The following is a 16,293-nucleotide window of genomic DNA, read 5'->3' as shown; positions in this document are numbered from 1 at the left end:
AAGACTAATGAGAAAATAATGAGCAAAAAATATTTAGCTGTACTGCTATTTTTATCAACCGTGATATTAAGTGGGTGTACTTCAATTCTCTGGGCCTTGAGTAATCCAAATGATAACAGCAGGCATTCTGAACGAGTTGAAGCATATAGTGATGAAATCCAGTCCGCTTTTGAATACAAAAATGTCAATCTGAGTACTAAGTCGCTCTCAGGCGCAACAGGAATTATTGATATTCCATCTGAAGGTGTCGGTTTTATTGGTAAGAAAAATGTGTATTTTGTCACTCAGAATGGCAATGCTTTGCTATCACTCAATAAACTAATGAAAGATATTCCACTTAAGGCAATCGGAAGCAGTAAGTATATAGATATTAGTCTTGTCAGCGATTATCAGGGCTATGGTAACGCCGGATTTAATCAGTTCATTCATGTAAAAACTCGACAACCCGCATCATCATTAACGTTTAAAGAAAGAACCCGGCTTACGGATGCCTCTTTTCGATTAAAAGACGGATTCTATCAACGGTCTGTTGAGATCAGAGGTGTTATTATCAATAAGTCAAGATTCGGAGGAGCCATACCGGGTGAAGCATCTCTCAATGACAGCTATCAGGTTCGTTTTTATAGGTACACATCCAGTGCAGGTATGGACGGAGGGAAGCTTGCATTCAATGTATTGATGACCCCAGTCACTCTGACCGGAGACATCCTGCTGATTCCTTTATATCTCCTAATGATGATGAATGGATGATGTATACCACATCTCATCATGGATTACGTTGTCAATTACATTGCATGTCTAATTAGAGGGATTTATGCCGGAGAGTCTTTGGGGTTGCTACTGGTCTGCGTGGAAAAAAAGTTTCATATATCAAGGGGTAGCTACCCGGCAGGAGTTTTGGTTATTTATTATTATCAACCTGATTGTTTTCTTTCTTATCGGTGCAGGGAGCTATTTCCTGCGCGTTGATGTCATGGCGGATAAAACCAGTGCCGGAGGCATTGCATTGGTTTGGGCCTATTTTATTTATCTTCCTTTGCGCACATTTGGATCTTTGATTTTACTCTTTCCTTTTCTTGCGCTTGGTGTACGTCGCATGCACGATACTGGAAAGTCAGGATGGTGGTTTGGGAGCCTGATGCTTCTGGAAATTTTTATTTTACTAATGTTAGCTGTCCTGATGTATTACGTCCTCCGGCATTTTCTGGATGAGGTTTCAAGCCAGCAGGTAGCTAAAGGTTTCACCATAAGTGTCAGCATTATGGTTGCTTTTGCCCTGGTCTGGTTATGTAGTAAACCAACAAAAATAAAACACCCGATCTCATCTTCTGATTCGATGAATTAATTACCTGAGGGATTTATTTTTATGGATCATTTAACCCTGCGTTATTACGACGCAGAAATGCGCTACCTGCGTGAAGCCGCGAAAGAGTTCGCGCAAACCCACCCCGATCGCGCAGCGATGCTCGACCTGGATAAGGCCGGCACACCGGATCCGTATGTTGAACGGCTGTTCGAAGGCTTTGCTTTCTCAATGGGACGGCTACGGGAGAAGATCGACGACGACCTGCCGGAACTGACCGAAGGGCTGGTCAGTATGCTCTGGCCACACTACCTGCGAACCATTCCGTCACTCTCGGTGGTCGCGTTCACGCCTGCGCTTCAGACTGTTAAGATGGCGGAAGTGATGCCCGCGGGTCTGGAAGTATACTCCCGCCCGGTTGGGCCGAAAAACACGGTTTGCCGTTACCGCACCACCCGCGATGTGATGCTCAATCCGCTGAATATCTCCCGGGTGACCATGGCCACTGAGCCGGACGGGCGCTCGTTGCTGCGGATGCGTTTTGCCTGCAGCACCCAGGCGGACTGGTCCCATGCGGACCTCAGCCACCTGAGTCTTTATCTCGGGGCGGACGCCCCGGTCAGCAGCCAGCTGAACCTGATGCTGACCAAACGACAGGCTGCCCTGTATATGCGTCTGCCCGGACAGACCGACCGTATTCGCCTCGACGGGTATTTCTCACCGGGCGGGTTTGCGGAGGAAGACGGGCTGTGGCCGAAGGGTGATACCGCCTTTAGTGGTTACCAGCTGCTACTGGAGTATTTCACCTTCCGCGACAAGTTTATGTTTGTCCACCTTAACGGCCTTGAGGGCATTACACCGCCTGCCGGAGCGGAGTATTTCGACATTGAAGTCGTGTTCAGCACACCGTGGCCATCAGAGCTGCCGGTCACCGATGACGCGGTTCGTCTGCACTGTGTGCCGGTGATTAACCTGTTCACACTGGAAGCTGACCCGCTCACCATTACCGGGCTTGAAAGTGAGTACCTGCTGCGCCCCAAACGTCTGCAGGACGGACACACCGAGATTTATTCGGTGGATTCGGTGACAGGCTCAAACCGGACCGGTGATGCAGAGTATGTGCCGTTCAGCAGCTTCAGGCACAAGGGCGGGATGATGCGCCGTCATGCACCACCCCGTTACTACCACACCCGTGTGAAGCGCAGCGTGACCGGGCTGTATGACACCTGGCTTATCCTCGGTGGCCACCAGTGGGAAGATGACCGCTTGTTTGAGCGTGAAGCTGTCTCGCTGCAAATCACCGGCACCAACGGCCAGCTGCCGCGCCGTGCGCTACAAAGCACGCTGCTTGACCGTTGTGAGCAGGTGGTCAGTACACAACTTTCAGTACGCAACCTCTGCAAACCAACGCTGCCTGTTTACCCGCCAGCGGAAGACCGTTTCCACTGGCGGGTGCTGAGCCACCTTGGCTCCGGATTCCTGAATATGATGAGCACCGCTGAAGTGCTGCGCGGGACGCTTGCACTGTATAACTGGCAGGAAGATGAACTGAACACCCGACGCCTGGAGGCGATTCAGCAGGTGGCGCATCATCGCCTTCAACGTTTTGAGCAGGGTTACCTCCTGCGGGGGCTGGATATCGAAGTGACCCTCGACAGCAACGGCTTCACTGGTGAGGGCGATATTCACCTGTTCGGCGAAATGCTCAACCGATTCTTTGCGCTTTATGCCGATATGAACCAGTTCAACCAGCTCACCCTCATCGTACAGCCAGAAGGAAAATGTATCCGGTGGAAAGAGAACCACAGTCCGCGCCTGCCCGGCTGAGAGCGCTGCTGGGTGACCGGCTGCCATACATGAATTTTTACCGTTTCTGTCGGTTGCTGGAGCAGAGCCAGCCGGATAAACCGGTCACCGGCAGCACATGGCAGGTACGGCATGAGCCGGTGCGCTTCCGGCCCCATCCAGGCATGAGTTTTCCGGCATCTGAAATCAAAGGGATTGAGCAGCCTGAGTATCCGCATCTTCCGCCGACTGTACGTATCACCTTTATGGGGCTCTACGGCGTGGAGTCTCCACTGCCGACGCACTATATCGATGACATTACCCAGCGACGGGAAGGGTATGAGGCCACCGCGGATTTCCTCGATATCTTTAACCATCGGCTGATTACCCAGTATTACCGTATCTGGCGTAAATATTCATACCCGGCGACTTTCGAAGAAGGCGGTAAGGACAAAACCTCGCAGTACCTGCTGGGACTGGCCGGGCTCGGGATTAACGGCTGCACGGACAGTATCGCGACCCCGGCTTCGCGCTTTCTGGCACTGCTGCCGGTCATGTTACTGCCGGGGCGTACCGCAGAAGGCATGGCCTCGCTGGTGCGCCTGCTGGCACCCAACACGCAGGCGAAAATCTGGCATCATGACAAACGCCGTGTGCCGCTGAAGAAGCCACTGACCATGAGCGTCAGCCAGCCCGTCTCCCTGACAAATCGCCCGGTGATGGGCAGCTATGCCACCGATGTGAACAGTCAGGTACTGATGCGTCTGTACACCTCGAATCCGGCTGAAGTACAGGGCTGGTTACCAGGCGGCGAGCTTCACACGGATTTAATGGCATTGCTGCATGTGTATCTTGGGTCACGGCTCGACGTTCGCCTGCAGTTGTGTGTCGATCGTAGCCTGTTGCCGGACGCGACAATGAGCATTAAACCTGAGGTCGGCCAGTACAGTTGGGCCGCACCGCCGTAATGCGGCCGCTAAATGCGGCGAACACTGCCGCACATTGCAAAACAATAACCATCAATCTTGGCCGCTATGAGCGGGTACAGGAAAATATACACCGCAGGGAGACCGATGAAGATGGCGATTACCGCTGGTAAATTTCCTCTGGCTGCGCTGGCCGCCAGTATCACACTGATGCTGACGGGCTGTGGGCTGACTCAAAAAGTGACTGACGGCACCGTTGCTGTGACCAAATCTATTTTTTATAAGCAGGTAAAAATTCTCCACCTCGATATCCGTGCCCGCGAGGCCGTGAACAACAACGCCGGTGGTGTAGCACTGTCGACAGTGGTGCGTATTTATCAACTTAAAGACCGTAAGACCTTCGACAGCACGGACTACCCGTCTCTGTTTAAAGCCGATAGTGAGGCCATTAATGCAGATCTGGTGGCAGAGAAAGATATCCGCCTGCAACCGGGCGGTGCTGCGACGGTGGATATGCCAATGGAGGAGGACGCTCAGTACGTGGCAGTGGCAGGGATGTTTATGTCGCCGGACCAGACGAACAATACCTGGCGCGTTGTGCTGAGCCGTGATGATCTTGATCCGGATAAAGCACGGGTTATTGAGGCGGGCAACAACCGATTGACCCTGCAGGTGCTGAAAGATGAGTGAGTCATCCAGTCCTTCACTTTATGAAACGCTTTACGGCAATTTCACCGGCGGCTTAGATCTTCATCAGGTCAGCGAGGAAAATCAGGTCATTCTGTCGGTACTGGATAACATGCAGCGCGTTCTCAACTGCCGCGCCGGCACGCTGGCGCATCTGCCCGATTATGGCCTGCCGGATATGACCAAAATCCTCCAGGGTATGCCAGGTACCGCCCATGAACTGATGGGCACCCTGTCGGCTGTCCTGCTCAAATATGAACCCCGCCTGAAAAGGATAGATGTAGTACTGCTGGAGCAAAACGTACCTGGCGAGCTGCGTTATGCCATTGATGCTGAGCTCAAAGGTATCGGCCTGGTGCGCTACGGCACCGAGTTTATGCCGGAAGGGCGGGTTCTCCTGCGGCATCTTAAGCAACAGCAATATCTCGATACGAAAACTCGTCTGTAAGGCCAGAAAACACCATGTCAGTAAAATCACAGTTCCTCAAAAAACTACAGGCCAGACAGCCAGTTCCGGTTTCGTTTACCAGTAAAACTCAGGCCGATATTGCAGCGTTCCGCCAGCGAATGGCACAGCTTCAGGAGCAAATGGACGCGTGGCTGACAGGTACCGGACTGAATATGGAGCTGTTCACTGCATCGGTCACGGACCTGCTGGTGGAGGGCGGGGCTTTTGACATTCCCGGTATCGTCCTGCATTACGACGACCGGTCTGTAACGTTTACGCCGGTATTTTTGTACGGTCAGGGCGTGACCGGATGTGTGGAAGCGGCCTTTCACACTAAAGGAAGCATATCGTCACTGGGGCGTTTATTTATGCGTTCAGGTACGGTGAGCGACTGGACCTATACTCCGGCGGGTGCATTATCACGTTCTGGACAGCGTTTTGATGAGAGCACATTTTTTGGTCTGATTTTGGCGCTTCTGCCATAGCTGCGGGTACTGCAGCCCCCTCTGAATATGCAGCACGCGAAGCCGCATAAACGACGACCTTCACTCACTCCTGATACGCCAAATGGACGACTGGCCATGAATGACATTATCCCACGTAAAATCAAAACCGGCGGCGACCCGCGCACGCTACCGGACTATACCGCCCTGCGTGATGAGCTGAGTAAGCTCACCCATCCGGCGCGTCCAGACGTTAACTGGCAGCATGTCGAGAAACTTTGTCTTTCACTGTTTGAGCAGAACGGCGTGGAGCTTCAGACGCTGGCCTGGTACACGCTGGCTCGGACGCAGCTGGCCGGATTATTCGGGCTCAATGAAGGTCTGGCGATACTGGAGGCGCTGATTAGTCATCAGTGGGGGGCGATGTGGCCACAGCCGGTTCATGCCCGCATGGAAATCCTCAGCAGCCTGAATCAGCGTCTACAGCAACGGATGCGCTCGCTCCCGCTCAATTACAGCGACCTCAGCCAGCTGTACCAGGCTGAGCAACGGCTCACCGCGCTGGGGGAGGTGCTGCAGCGCCTGGAGCTTAAGCATCATAGCCAGCTGGATACGTTGCGTACCCTGATGCACAACAGTGCTGTCCGGCTGGAAAACAGCGAGGGAGCAACCGTCTCTGCCAGTAGTCCTGCTGAAGAAGATAACGCCCGGAATGAAGCAGTAAAATGGGTGTATGTCGCACAGTCGGAGTACCCGGCGAATGTTGACGTTCAGACGGCAATACCCGGTCCGATGAAAAAGTGGAAATCTTTCGTCGCCGGGATGGGGACCATGCTGGTGATAAGCGCACTTGCACTATGGGGTTGGCAGTATCTTCACCGTACTGACCCGCTACAGGCTCAGCTTGCAGCCTCATTGTCACCTTTGCCTGTACCTCTGTCACCAGAACAGCTTAAAACGCTGCGCCAGCAATCTTCGTTACCGAAAACGGCGATCGCGCAAACGCAGCAGCAACTTGCCCTGCTGGATAAATTGTCTCCTGACTGGAGTATGACTTACAGCCGAAAACTCACGGAACAGGCTGAGATGTTGTGGCCGGAGCAGGCTAAGCCTCTGGTTCAGCAGTGGCAGCAGCAACGGAATGCCGCGGCGTTACCAACAGAACAACTGAACGGCTGGCATCAGGGAATGGCGACGCTGGAGAAGCTGGGTCACCGCCTGAACGGTCTGGATGAGCAGAAGGGTAAATACATGACCGTCAGTGAGCTGAAGTCAGTGGTTTTTTCCGCTATGCAGTCATTTAATCAATCGATACCGGCTGAAGAACAGCTCCGACGACTGTCGCAGTATCCTGCTGGAAATGTACTTCCTGAAGGGGAGAAGACTCAACTTGAGCTGCATTTAAAACAACTGGCAACGCGTTATGCTCAAATAAAACAGGACGCCTCTGCTCAATGAGCTATTGCAGCAAACGGAGTAATCTGGCCAATGCATGAATGAAGCCTGTTAATTTATTTATTGAAATATAAGGATATATTTTTCTTTTTTATATTGATTTATACATATAAATATACACTTGTATTAAAGCTTGTGCTTTCATCAGGTCTGGGCTCATTCTAAAACACCTCCAACCTCCAACCTCCAACCTCCAACCTCCAACCTCCAACCTCCAACCTCCAACCTCCAACCTAGTGGGTAGCGCCGATCCTGAATAGTCATCGCGTGAGCATTATTTTTATGAGGTAACAGAGGTAACAGGTAGTAACGACGGGGCTTGCCACTGTTACCAGTCAGAAATAGCCACTGGTAACAGTGGTAAAAAAAATCAGTGTGTTACCGCTCGTTACCTCTTTATTTAGCTCACTGGTAACAGATTAATTTCAATTAAATCAACGATGTTACACGTGTTACCAGTGTTACACGTTCAGAACAAGAAGGAGGGAACCGAACTCCCTTCTTCTGGCAGGCAAAAGAGGTTTAGCTATGCGAGTGATGAAAATTTACTACCCGGAGTGTATGTCTGCGGCAACGGTGAGGAAAACAAACCGAAAGCACCCAAAATTATCAGATGTGTATTGTTATTGCTCAAATGTAGAGTGTGGGCATACGTTTGTGATGAACGTTTCCTTCTCACACACGATTAGTCCCAGCGCTTTGAGCGGCCAGGGATAATGGCCTTGCCACCGGACGAGCGACAAAAAGCATTAGAACTACTACTGGCAGTCAAAGAGAGCCAGTGAGAGGCTAGCCGGGAGTAACTAAAACTTTCCCGGCTTCGGTTCATTAAATTTCAGTTGCTTAAGCAAAAATATTTATAAGAATCAGCTAATTAATTTTAAAGTGTGCCGTCAGTTATCATGAAAACCTCACTTAAAATTTTATATCTCTTTACTATCAATAGCTTACTCCAAGTTATTGCGATTTTGGAGTAAAGCCAAACTGAAAAAAGCTGAAATTCTTTTCGCTCTTTTCAGTTCCATGCTCGCTGTAAATCCTCAGTTGTGGCGCGGTCTGGCGCTATCATTTGTAAAAAATCCCAACTGAAAATTTTTGCGATCTGAAAACCGCAGGCGGGTGCGGTGTAGTGTGATTTTGGTGATCCGGTCACAATTTTGGTAGGTACTGAGAAAAATAACTGCAAACCCTTGAAACTCATAACGTCAATGATAATATCTTATCAGCGCAAACGTACCGTTTGCCTGCGGCAGTCAAAGTTTATAGTTTCTTAGCTTCCGCTCTCGCAGTGTACATGTGAGAGCGCCTGTGCAAACGTACAGGCTGGAACGGAACCCCCACAAAGCCTGGCCGGCAACGATGGGGCTGTAGCCGTCCTCAATTGCGTCCGGTCAAAGAATAGGGGCAGTTGCTAAGGGCTTTTGACGAAAGCATCCCTATTCTTTTGCCCTCTTGAGCATGAGGGAGGCCGGATGTAATTTTGATTTCTGAGCATGGAAAGTTATCATGATTACTGATATTCCGATAAAAAAACCAAACACAAATTCTTTGCGATCTTTGCACTCTTTAAGTTCTTGCTTGAATATTTCTCTTTCAGATTTAAATGAAGCTCGTGAGATGCCTTCACATTTGAGATATAAAAAGAAACAAGTAAAAAAAATAAATGGAGATTCTCGAGACGTTTATGACCCTCATCCTTTAATTAGACGTATACAAAAAAGAATTAACAATAGAATATTTAAAGAACTGATTATTTGGCCTGGCTTTATATATGGCTCAGTCCCAACCAACAAAGAAGAGAAAAAAGCAGGCATTGAACGGCATTATATTGCATGCGCAAAACAACATTGCAATGCTAAGACCATACTTAAAGTAGATATTAAGAATTTTTTTGATAACATACATAGAGATATTGTTTATTCCATATTTCAGCGTGTTTTTAAATTTAAAGGCGAAGTTCTTAACTATTTGACGGATATCTGTTGCTATGATCATAAAATCGTTCAAGGAGCGTTAACCTCAAGTTATATTGCTTCATTGTGTCTTTTTGATCTTGAGCATAATGTTGTAAATCGGGCCAGAAGAAAACAATTAGTTTACACTCGGTTGGTTGATGATATTACTGTTTCTTCAAAGTTAGTTGGTTACAATATGAATCAGATATTGGAACATATCAAATCCATGTTGGACGAAAAAGATTTGCCTTTAAATGAGGATAAAACTCAGGTTCATAACATTTCTACTGAGTCTTTGAAAGTTCATGGGTTGCGTATTTCTTTTAATGAACCTCGTTTACCTTCTGATGAGGTAGGGCGAATTAGAGCTTCTGTCCATAATTTAGAGCAGTTAGCGAAAAAAAATAACTCCATTACAAGCATAGCATATCGACTTGAATACAATAGGTGTGTGGGTAGGGTAAATAAGTTAGGGCGAGTCAAGCATGGGAAGTATAAAATACTCTCCGCGAAGTTAAAATTGATACAGCCCAAGGCAGCAAAAAGGGATATTGATAAAATTGAAAGGGCTGTACAATTCTTAGAAAATTCTTATAAAGGTGGGAATTCTCAGAAAGACTATTATAAAAAGAAGTATGACCTGGCATTTTTTAATTTAATCATTCTAAGAAGAACTGCGGGGTTCGTTTCAATCGCAGATGGTTTTAAAAAACGTCTTGAAAAGGTTAAGTATTAATGATTGGCTTTAATAAGCTCAGGGATGACTTTAAAGCTATGAATATGTCGTTCTATTTTCTTTATAGAGACATTTCTAGCGTAATATCACAATTACTTAGCAGCATTTGGGGATTTGTCACTTTAATCTTCAAAAGAGGTACAAACCAAGGTTCTTTGATAAGTCTTGAAAGAAGTTGGATTAGAGTCATTAAAAGATTTAAATGTGTATTTAAACGCGTCATAGCGCTCTTTATCACTTTGGTTATTTTTATAGTTAGTACACCTTTGTTTTTGATTAAGTTACCATTAGTATGGCTCGGCAAACTACTTGATCGTATACCATTGGGTGACTTTGGCCGGGATAAAGAGATAAGAGGATTGATTTTAACTATTATCTCTGTATTTGTTATAGGTATTTTTTGTAGTGCAGTTGTTTCTGTTCTTACTATTTATAGTGAAAAACTCTATCAGAAAGACATTTGTTTTACTGATAAGTGTGTAACAACTTTTTTGACGCATTTTAATAGTGTGTCTATTATTCTTCAGTCTGCTGCATGGTTAATTACATTAATTAGTACTATTGGCGGTATTGGTATTGCATTAATGACTTATAAAACTGGTGTGAAAAACAGTAACTTGACTAATCATATTTCACATTTGAATATGTTCAGGGATTACGTAAATGCTGAAATATCGAAAAGGAAATTTATATCACCAGACAAAGTAAATATATATAAGTGGTACAGTCTGATTTTTCCTTATTCAAAAAAAGGCGATGTCTCTATATCGCTCCAGTATAAAAATAAGATAGAGAAAATAATTGAGGTTATTACTGATGCAAATAATAAGATAACAGATCCATCTGGAAAATATGTCTATACTCATCATCAAGTCAGTATGTTGGATGCTATTGGATTGCTTGGGGTGAAGATTAGTACAGGTCCAAAGAATGAGTTTGTTTTAATCGAAGAACAGGTGTTTGAGTTAATAGATTGTATAAATTTAACATTCACAGATATAAATATTGAATTATCCAGTGTAAAAAGAGCATATGTTTGAAGCTATTTATAAATAGAATCAGCGTAAGATTGGAGCATCCTTCGTCTTGCTACTAAATATTGCGCATGATTATAGGTCCCACGTATAGAGTTTTTATCAACATGCGCAAGCTGCATTTCTATCCAGGCGCTTTCGAAACCATGCTCATGCAAAATAGTGCTCATGGTATGTCTAAAACCGTGGCCCGTTAAGCGGCCATGATAGCCGAGTAGCTTTATCACTTTGTTGATGCTCGCTTCACTTATTGGTTTCCTGACATCATTGCGGCCAGGAAAAACGAGGCTGTAATTCCCAGTAATGGCTTGCAACTGCTTCAGAATACCCAGTGCCTGAGTAGATAATGGAACCAGATGAGGACGGCGTTTCTTCATGCGCTCTTTGGGGATTTCCCATAAGGAATTTTCTAAATCAAATTCAGCCCATTCTGCTGCACGCAGTTCGATTGTACGTACACCTGTTAGCATCAGCAGCTGTGTAGCGTACTTGGTTACTAAACTGCCTTGATAGTTCTCCAGATCGCTAACAAAAGCAGGCAATTCACTTTCTGTCAGGAACGGGAAATGTTGCTTTTGGGGCTTGTTGAGCGCAATGGCTAAGTCAGGTGCAAAGTTATATTTGGCCCGGCCAGTGGCGACGGCATAACATAAAACCTCACCACAACGGCGGCGGATCTTACTGGTTTGCTCCAAAGCACCCCTTTTCTCAATCTTTTGCAGAACGGTAAGCAGCTCCAGCGGTTCAATCTGTTCGATTGGACGTTGGCCGATAAAAGGGAAAATGTCCTTTTCCATGCAATTGAGAACTTCTTTTGCGTACCCTTCTGACCACGTGGCTTTTTTTGAACCATGCCATTCCCTTGCTACAGATTCAAAACTGTTCTCATGTGCAAACTGCAACGCAATTTTTTCAGCCTTTCTGGCCTCGCTGGGGTTGATCCCTTTGGCCAACATCGAACGAGCTTCATCACGTTTAGCACGTGCCTGTGCAAGCGATACATCACCGTATACACCGAAGGAAATCATCTTGGGCTTTCCTGCAAAACGGTAACGATAGCGCCAACCTTTACTGCCAGTGGTGTCAATAAGTAGTGATAACCCCATGTCATCGTTCAACGTATAGGGCTTATCCTTTGGTTTGCGCGTTTTATTTGGATGTCAGATAGCAGCATGGGTATAGAAAAAAGATCGAAGTCAGTTATACACAATCTTATACGCAAAGATGTATAGATTCTATTAGAAACAATGGCACTTTATTGGATGAACAAGATTAATGAATAGGATTTAAATCAGTGAGTTATGGAAGTTATTAGACTTGCTGAGATGTAACTGTGGTGTCCCCTGCAGGAATCGAACCTGCAACTAGCCCTTAGGAGGGGCTCGTTATATCCATTTAACTAAGGGGACGAGGCGGCACGAGTATAGCGTTATTTACACTTTGCGTTAAGCGCATCGCCGCCTGACTGCTCAAAGAGTCACCATTCAGCCCGTTTTTTTTGCCGAATTGCCCTCATTCTCCTGCGCCTTTAGCTCAGCTTTGCGTTTGTTAGACATGTCGTTACGGATTTGGGCATGGCTTAACAGCGCGAAGATAAACGTTCCGCCGCAGATATTCCCGGCCAGCGTCGGAAGGGCGAACGGCCAGAAAAAATCAGTCCAGTGAAGCGTACCATTAAAGACCAGATAGAGTATTTCAACGGTACCGACCACAATATGCGTGGTGTCCGCCAGGGCAATCAGCCAGGTCATCAGTATGATCACCACAATTTTGGCGCTGCCTGCGGAAGGAAACATCCACACCATCGTGGCGATAATCCAGCCGGAGATGATGGCGTTTGCGAACATTTCGGCCGGCGTGTTTTTCATCACGTCCATGCCAATTTTCACAAACGCATCCCGGGTAGGTTCATCAAAGATCGGCATATATTCAAACGCCCAGGCGGCGATACCCGTGCCGATAATGTTACCCAGCAGGACCACGCCCCACAAACGCAACAATAAACCGAAATTACCGAGGGTAGGATTTTGCATCACTGGCAGAACGGCAGTTACCGTGTTTTCAGTAAACAGCTGCTGGCGGGCCATGATGACAATAATAAAACCGAAGGTATAGCCGAGGTTCTCCAGTAAAAAACCGCCGGGCACACCCTCAAGTTGAACATGAAATATCCCTTTTGCCAGCAGTGACGCGCCCATTGACAGTCCCGCAGCGATGGCTGACCAGAAGAGGGCCATGGCATCGCGCTCCATCTCCTTTTCGCCATCCTGGCGTATATGTTCGTGAATTGCCATCGCGCGGGAGGGGAGGCGATCTTCATCAACTTCTATCTTCTCGCCGCGCGCTTTCTCCTCGCTCTCAATTTCAATATCCTCTTTGCTCTCGGCAATTTTGTCTTCACCCACTTCTTTCATAACGGCTCCCGGAGGTTGATCTTTCTTTTAAGCGTAGCGGCTTTTATCAGGATGCCTGTGGGGATGCTCTTAAATTGGCGGCAATGACAACAAAGGTGAGACATCTCTTTCAAAGGCATTATAAAATTGCCAGCGAAACGAATTCCAAAAGCCAGGCTATGCTGAGATCAGAGCCACGGTGTTTATTGCCCGTGCTTGTGCTCATAGACATCGGTAAACGTGCTGTTACAATCACTTGCACGTTTACAGACGGAGCGCCAGATGCTTCGTTACGGATGGCAATCAACGATAGCCATACTGAACAGGGAGATATTTATGAAACTTCGGCTGTCGGCGCTTGCGCTGGGCATGACGATGCTTGTGGGCTGCGCCAGCTCCGGGGAGCAAACGGGACGCTCCGATCCTCTCGAAGGATTTAACCGCTCCATGTATAGCTTCAACTACAACGTGCTGGATCCGTATGTGGTTCGGCCGGTGGCAGTGGCATGGCGCGATTATGTTCCACAGCCTGCGCGTAACGGGCTAAGCAACTTTACCAGCAACCTCGAAGAGCCCGCGGTTATGGTGAACTACTTCCTGCAGGGCGACCCGTATCAGGGGATGGTGCACTTTACCCGCTTCTTCCTGAACTCCATTCTGGGGATGGGCGGCTTTATTGATGTCGCTGGCATGGCGAACCCGAAACTGCAGCGTGAACAACCGCACCGCTTCGGCAGCACCCTGGGGCATTATGGCGTAGGTTATGGTCCGTATGTCCACCTGCCGTTCTATGGCAGCTTCACCGTGCGTGATGATGGCGGCGATATGGTCGATACGCTGTATCCGGTCCTGTCGTGGCTGACCTGGCCGCTGTCGATTGGTAAATGGACGGTGGAAGGGATTGAAACCCGTGCGCAATTGCTCGACTCAGACGGTCTGTTGCGCCAGTCTTCCGATCCTTACATTATGGTGCGCGAAGCATACTTCCAGAATCACGATTTTATTGCCAACGGTGGCAAGCTGAAGCCGGAGGAGAATCCAAACGCGAAGGCTATCGAAAACGAACTCAAAGATATCGATTCGGAATAAATAAAAAAGGTGAGCGATGCTCACCTTTTTCGATTTCAGTGCGCTTAGAACGCGTAGTTAAAGTTCGTACCGAACAGCCAGGCTTTACCTTCAGAGGTAAACTCGTACGGACCTTCCTGGAACGTCACTTTCTGACCGTGCATATAAGATACGCCCGCATCGATGGACGCATTCTCGTTGAACACATATGTCGCACCAGCACTTAACCAGAAGCGGTCCTGATCCGGAATGGAAATGGAACGTTTGTCTGCCGGAACCGGGCTGTCGTCAAATGCGATACCGGAGCGGAAAGTCCAGTTTTTATCGTAGTAGTAGGTGGTACCCAACGCAATACGATAGGCGTCGTGGAAGCTTTCATCCTTATAGAACAGCGTTTGACCATTGTTGCCGGTTGCTTTCAGCTCCTGGAACTGGCTCCAGCTGGTGTAGGCCAGGCTATAGTGAATAGCCCATTGTGGTGCCACGCGGTTGTAACCGGAGACTTCCCACATTTCTGGTAAATGCAGCGACAATGAACCTGGAACTGTCTGGTTTGAGGTGCCCCATGGAATGGTGGTACCCGCGCCTGGAACCAGGTTGTTGACTGGCGCCAGGATGCCGCTCTTGTAATCGCCGTCGAAGTCAATTTTCACTTCGGAACGATAGGTCAGGCCCCAACGGTTGTTTTTGTCCAGCTCATACAGGATACCGGCGTTCCAGCCATAGCCCCACTCATCACCTTTCAGGCTGGCAATTTTATTGCTGTTTTTCGGCAGGCTGGCAGTCTGCTCGCCGGAGTAACGCTCAATTTTTGCATCAGCGTAGACGGCATCAAAGCCCAGACCAAAGCTCCAGCTGTCGTTCAGACGATAAGCACCGCTCAGGTTCAGGTTCAGCGTCGTAAGATCGGTTTTACCGCCGTATTCACCTGCCGGATAGTTGTTATTGAATTCAGTTGCAAGGCCGTAGTTGGACGTGACGGACGCCCCCCAGCCAAATTGCTCATTAATAGGTGCAACGAAGTGCAGGTTGGGTACCCATGCGGTCGGGGCAATATTGTCCGCTTTCAGGCTCGCACCAGTGTAAGGCGACTTGCCAGAAATGTTGACATCAGGATCGATATATACCGCACCCGCAGAGAAGGTCGGGCGATCGAACATCATGATCAGTGCAGGGTTACGGCTGGCGTTACCTGCATCATCAGCAATTGCACCTTCCCCAGAATACGCGCGGCCAAGGCCAGAGGAAGAAAATTCGTTTAACTGAAAGCCCGCTGACCAGGCGGAAGTGGAGACGATTGCCACTGCGACTGCCAGCGCAGTCTTGTTGAACAGGGTTTTCTGGCTCATGACCATAACCTCATTGAGTTATTTTTATTCAATAATTGTTACATACCGTAACAGGAGCGCGAAGTGTAGGGTCTGAGGTTTGACAGACAAATCAGACCAGTGGCCAGAGTATAGGTCTGACCAGCTGGGATGTTGCAAGTTTGTTTATTAATATTTTCAAACATGTTTCATGAAACGAGATCTGGTTGGCAAAAATGTGACCATCGCGACTCAGTCAAAAGGGTGGTTTTTGTTTTAGATCATTTTTTAGTGTGATATTGGTCACTTATCTGATTTTGCGCCATTAACGGCTGGAGAGAGCCTGCGCCGGGGCGTAAAATAGCAGCATCGTGTTTATCTCGCGCGCTGCGCGAATACAGAGGAAATTGAGCTATGAGTAAATGCAGTGCTGATGAAACCCCGGTTTGCTGCTGTATGGATGTTGGCACCATCATGGACAACTCCGATTGCACAGCGTCTTACAGCCGTGTGTTCACCAACCGCGCTGAAGCGGAAGAAACCCTGTCCGCGCTGAGCAAGCGTGCGCGTGATGTTGAATCCGATCCGTGCGAAATTAAATCTACCTTCACCGAGGTGGACGGCGGCGTGAAGCTGGATATTGACTTCGTGTTTGCCTGCGAAGCAGAAACGCTGATTTTCCAGCTGGGCCTGCGTTAATTCCTGCGGGCTGGTGCCCTCACCCCGACCCTCTCCCACGGGAGAGGGTGCAAA

Annotated in this window: 13 protein-coding genes, 1 tRNA gene and 3 pseudogenes; 13 read left to right on the top strand and 4 right to left on the bottom strand. The window is 48.1% G+C overall.

Going from position 1 to position 16,293, the window contains the following annotated elements; genetic code table 11:
• Window positions 1-18 precede the first annotated feature (18 nt).
• The 11 genes and pseudogenes from L383_RS12060 (at window position 19) to L383_RS25665 (ending at window position 10,778) form a co-directional block, all read left to right on the top strand.
• Entirely contained in the window at window positions 19-750 is a 732-nt protein-coding gene (locus tag L383_RS12060; protein ID WP_023331006.1) for a YidX family protein, read from the top strand.
• Window positions 751-814: 64 nt separating this feature from the next.
• Window positions 815-1,345 carry a DUF805 domain-containing protein gene (locus L383_RS12065; RefSeq protein WP_023331005.1) on the top strand — a complete coding sequence of 177 codons (531 nt, stop codon included), beginning with the start codon at window positions 815-817 and terminating at the stop codon, window positions 1,343-1,345.
• 21 nt (window positions 1,346-1,366) lie between these two features.
• Window positions 1,367-3,130, top strand: a complete 1,764-nt coding sequence (tssF, locus tag L383_RS12070) for a type VI secretion system baseplate subunit TssF (protein ID WP_023331004.1) — start codon at window positions 1,367-1,369, stop codon at window positions 3,128-3,130.
• Window positions 3,085-4,187 (top strand): annotated as a pseudogene (gene tssG / locus L383_RS12075) (type VI secretion system baseplate subunit TssG). Before tssF ends, tssG begins: the two are co-directional and overlap by 46 nt.
• Window positions 4,168-4,704 carry a type VI secretion system lipoprotein TssJ gene (gene tssJ / locus L383_RS12080; protein ID WP_023331002.1) on the top strand — a complete coding sequence of 179 codons (537 nt, stop codon included), beginning with the start codon at window positions 4,168-4,170 and terminating at the stop codon, window positions 4,702-4,704. The pseudogene tssG and the gene tssJ overlap by 20 nt, the downstream one beginning before the upstream one ends.
• Complete coding sequence (gene tssE / locus L383_RS12085) at window positions 4,697-5,149, top strand: type VI secretion system baseplate subunit TssE (RefSeq protein WP_023331001.1); 453 nt, start codon at window positions 4,697-4,699, stop codon at window positions 5,147-5,149. Before tssJ ends, tssE begins: the two co-directional genes overlap by 8 nt.
• A 14-nt stretch (window positions 5,150-5,163) precedes the next feature.
• The gene (locus L383_RS12090; protein ID WP_023331000.1) at window positions 5,164-5,634 is read left to right on the top strand and encodes a hypothetical protein; all 471 of its coding nucleotides are present in this window, start codon (window positions 5,164-5,166) and stop codon (window positions 5,632-5,634) included.
• Between the two features lie 96 nt (window positions 5,635-5,730).
• The gene (locus L383_RS12095) at window positions 5,731-7,050 is read left to right on the top strand and encodes a VasL domain-containing protein (protein ID WP_023330999.1); all 1,320 of its coding nucleotides are present in this window, start codon (window positions 5,731-5,733) and stop codon (window positions 7,048-7,050) included.
• A 525-nt stretch (window positions 7,051-7,575) separates the two neighbouring features.
• Window positions 7,576-7,832 (top strand): annotated as a pseudogene (locus L383_RS25035) (ogr/Delta-like zinc finger family protein).
• 721 nt (window positions 7,833-8,553) lie between these two features.
• Window positions 8,554-9,738 (top strand): reverse transcriptase family protein, encoded by a 1,185-nt coding sequence (locus tag L383_RS12100; RefSeq protein ID WP_023330997.1) that lies wholly within the window; start codon window positions 8,554-8,556, stop codon window positions 9,736-9,738.
• Window positions 9,738-10,778, top strand: a complete 1,041-nt coding sequence (locus tag L383_RS25665) for a retron Ec48 family effector membrane protein (RefSeq protein WP_023330996.1) — start codon at window positions 9,738-9,740, stop codon at window positions 10,776-10,778. The genes L383_RS12100 and L383_RS25665 overlap by 1 nt, the downstream gene beginning before the upstream one ends.
• Window positions 10,779-10,780: 2 nt before the next feature.
• On the opposite strand, the pseudogene L383_RS12105 reads toward L383_RS25665, so the two are convergent.
• The 3 genes and pseudogenes from L383_RS12105 to L383_RS12115 all read right to left on the bottom strand — a co-directional run bounded on the left by L383_RS12105 (window position 10,781) and on the right by L383_RS12115 (window position 13,186).
• Window positions 10,781-11,946: pseudogene (locus L383_RS12105) on the bottom strand (tyrosine-type recombinase/integrase).
• Between the two features lie 160 nt (window positions 11,947-12,106).
• Window positions 12,107-12,181: transfer RNA gene (locus tag L383_RS12110), tRNA-Arg, on the bottom strand.
• A 75-nt stretch (window positions 12,182-12,256) separates the two neighbouring features.
• Window positions 12,257-13,186 (bottom strand): formate/nitrite transporter family protein, encoded by a 930-nt coding sequence (locus tag L383_RS12115; protein WP_014884689.1) that lies wholly within the window; start codon window positions 13,184-13,186, stop codon window positions 12,257-12,259.
• A 315-nt stretch (window positions 13,187-13,501) separates the two neighbouring features.
• Between L383_RS12115 and mlaA the strand changes: the two genes are divergently transcribed.
• Window positions 13,502-14,254: a phospholipid-binding lipoprotein MlaA gene (gene mlaA / locus L383_RS12120; RefSeq protein ID WP_023330994.1), complete on the top strand. Its 753-nt coding sequence runs from the start codon at window positions 13,502-13,504 to the stop codon at window positions 14,252-14,254.
• 44 nt (window positions 14,255-14,298) lie between these two features.
• Here the strand turns inward: mlaA and fadL are convergent, their stop codons facing one another.
• Window positions 14,299-15,582, bottom strand: coding sequence for a long-chain fatty acid transporter FadL (fadL, locus tag L383_RS12125; protein WP_023330993.1), 1,284 nt, complete (start codon window positions 15,580-15,582; stop codon window positions 14,299-14,301).
• Between the two features lie 372 nt (window positions 15,583-15,954).
• Here fadL and L383_RS12130 point away from each other — a divergent pair, with 372 nt between their 5' ends.
• The gene (locus L383_RS12130) at window positions 15,955-16,239 is read left to right on the top strand and encodes a YfcZ/YiiS family protein (protein ID WP_014884686.1); all 285 of its coding nucleotides are present in this window, start codon (window positions 15,955-15,957) and stop codon (window positions 16,237-16,239) included.
• The last annotated feature ends 54 nt before the right edge of the window (window positions 16,240-16,293 follow it).

It is taken from the genome of Enterobacter sp. MGH 37, from assembly GCF_000534515.1.
Classification (GTDB): Bacteria; Pseudomonadota; Gammaproteobacteria; order Enterobacterales; family Enterobacteriaceae; genus Enterobacter; species Enterobacter kobei.
This window is presented reverse-complemented; position numbering and strand designations above follow the sequence as displayed.

Bases quoted from the DNA above. Each gene is read 5' to 3' on its own strand.
- L383_RS12060 (WP_023331006.1), top strand. From the start codon at position 19: ATGAGCAAAAAATATTTAGCTGTACTGCTATTTTTATCAACCGTGATA.
- L383_RS12065 (WP_023331005.1), top strand. From the start codon at position 815: ATGCCGGAGAGTCTTTGGGGTTGCTACTGGTCTGCGTGGAAAAAAAGT.
- tssF (WP_023331004.1), top strand. From the start codon at position 1,367: ATGGATCATTTAACCCTGCGTTATTACGACGCAGAAATGCGCTACCTG.
- tssJ (WP_023331002.1), top strand. From the start codon at position 4,168: ATGGCGATTACCGCTGGTAAATTTCCTCTGGCTGCGCTGGCCGCCAGT.
- tssE (WP_023331001.1), top strand. From the start codon at position 4,697: ATGAGTGAGTCATCCAGTCCTTCACTTTATGAAACGCTTTACGGCAAT.
- L383_RS12090 (WP_023331000.1), top strand. From the start codon at position 5,164: ATGTCAGTAAAATCACAGTTCCTCAAAAAACTACAGGCCAGACAGCCA.
- L383_RS12095 (WP_023330999.1), top strand. From the start codon at position 5,731: ATGAATGACATTATCCCACGTAAAATCAAAACCGGCGGCGACCCGCGC.
- L383_RS12100 (WP_023330997.1), top strand. From the start codon at position 8,554: ATGATTACTGATATTCCGATAAAAAAACCAAACACAAATTCTTTGCGA.
- L383_RS25665 (WP_023330996.1), top strand. From the start codon at position 9,738: ATGATTGGCTTTAATAAGCTCAGGGATGACTTTAAAGCTATGAATATG.
- L383_RS12115 (WP_014884689.1), bottom strand. From the start codon at position 13,186: ATGAAAGAAGTGGGTGAAGACAAAATTGCCGAGAGCAAAGAGGATATT.
- mlaA (WP_023330994.1), top strand. From the start codon at position 13,502: ATGAAACTTCGGCTGTCGGCGCTTGCGCTGGGCATGACGATGCTTGTG.
- fadL (WP_023330993.1), bottom strand. From the start codon at position 15,582: ATGAGCCAGAAAACCCTGTTCAACAAGACTGCGCTGGCAGTCGCAGTG.
- L383_RS12130 (WP_014884686.1), top strand. From the start codon at position 15,955: ATGAGTAAATGCAGTGCTGATGAAACCCCGGTTTGCTGCTGTATGGAT.